Genomic DNA, 1,152 nt, shown 5'->3' on the forward strand with positions numbered 1-1,152 from the left:
GGGGGCCTTGCAGCTCGTACGCTCCTTGAGCCGTGTCGTCTCGGGCAATGCGTCGTGCCTCGTCGAGCCAGCCGATGAGGCGGCCACGCACCGTCTCGGATCTGCTTTGCCCCATCCCGTCTTCCGCATGGGCGAGTGTATCACCGACCGAGATGCCTTTCAGCGTCCAACGCAGAGTCCAGGAGCGGCCGACGCTCTGCGCGAGCTTGTCGAGGTCGGCTGCCACGTCGAGTAGTGCCATGCCCGACGCCACGGCGTCGCGAATCCGTCGGGCGCGGCCTGCCGCGAACGACCACCCGGCCAGAGCAAGCACCGACGCTGCAGCATCAGAACGACGGANTGCAGCATCAGAACGACGGATAACAGTCAACCGTCGTTCGTCGTCCGCCAACCGGCGACGCTCACCCGGGGCAAGGCCGTAACCGCTCGGTTGCGCCGCGGGAAGGATTTCTGCCTGGGCACTGACGATCACATCACCTTGGAGCACGCAGCGCACAACGAGACCGGCCGGCCAGTGGGGGAGTACCGGGCCAAGAGGAACGTGAAGCACATCCATTTCGAGGCCGTCGCGATCGGGTCCGCCATTGGCTAGAGGAATCCCTCCCGGCATCGGCATGTCCATGTCCATGTCCATGTCCATGTCCATGTCCATATCCATATTCATGTCATGCACAGTCGATTCGCCGCTGCCGCCATGCGCTGCATGCTCGGTGTGCGCGGTCTCGGCGTGTGGTTCTGCCGGCTGGCGCGAGCGGGCTTGCGCATCGCTGTGCTGTCTGGCGTCATCGAGGAGCTCATCCACGGCACGGTCTAGAGTCGAGGCGACATCGCTTGCGCTGATCACCGCCGCGCGTACGCGTGGACCGGGAAGCTGTGACCAGAGGCGCGCGAACACGGACTCGAGTTCCTCTCCCGGTTCCCCGCAGACCAGCAGAACGTCAGCATCCGCTGGGGATATCGCCGGCGCCCAGCCCCGACGAGCTAGTTCCGCCTCAACGCGCATACGAGTCTTCCCCCAACCGGGAACTTCCAGCACCAGCACGTGCACTCTGCGAGTGGCGCGTCCCGCCATACTGCTTCTTAGACCCACCGCAGCGCACCCTCTCGCCAGGCCCAGACGACACCGACCATGAGCACACCGAGAAAGACGAA

2 protein-coding genes are annotated in these 1,152 nt (G+C 65.0%); one reads left to right on the top strand and one right to left on the bottom strand.

Annotation, left to right across the window (positions count from 1 at the left end):
- Positions 1–667 precede the first annotated feature (667 nt).
- Positions 668–814: a hypothetical protein gene (locus CXY75_RS19580; protein WP_158251065.1), complete on the top strand. Its 147-nt coding sequence runs from the start codon at positions 668–670 to the stop codon at positions 812–814.
- Between the two features lie 266 nt (positions 815–1,080).
- Here CXY75_RS19580 and ndhC read toward each other — a convergent pair.
- A partial coding sequence (gene ndhC, locus CXY75_RS20830; protein WP_369826611.1) for an NADH-quinone oxidoreductase subunit A occupies positions 1,081–1,152 on the bottom strand: 72 nt, incomplete at its 5' end.

The sequence above is a fragment of the Cryobacterium sp. Y11 genome, from assembly GCF_002929535.1.
Lineage (GTDB): Bacteria > Actinomycetota > Actinomycetes > Actinomycetales > Microbacteriaceae > Cryobacterium.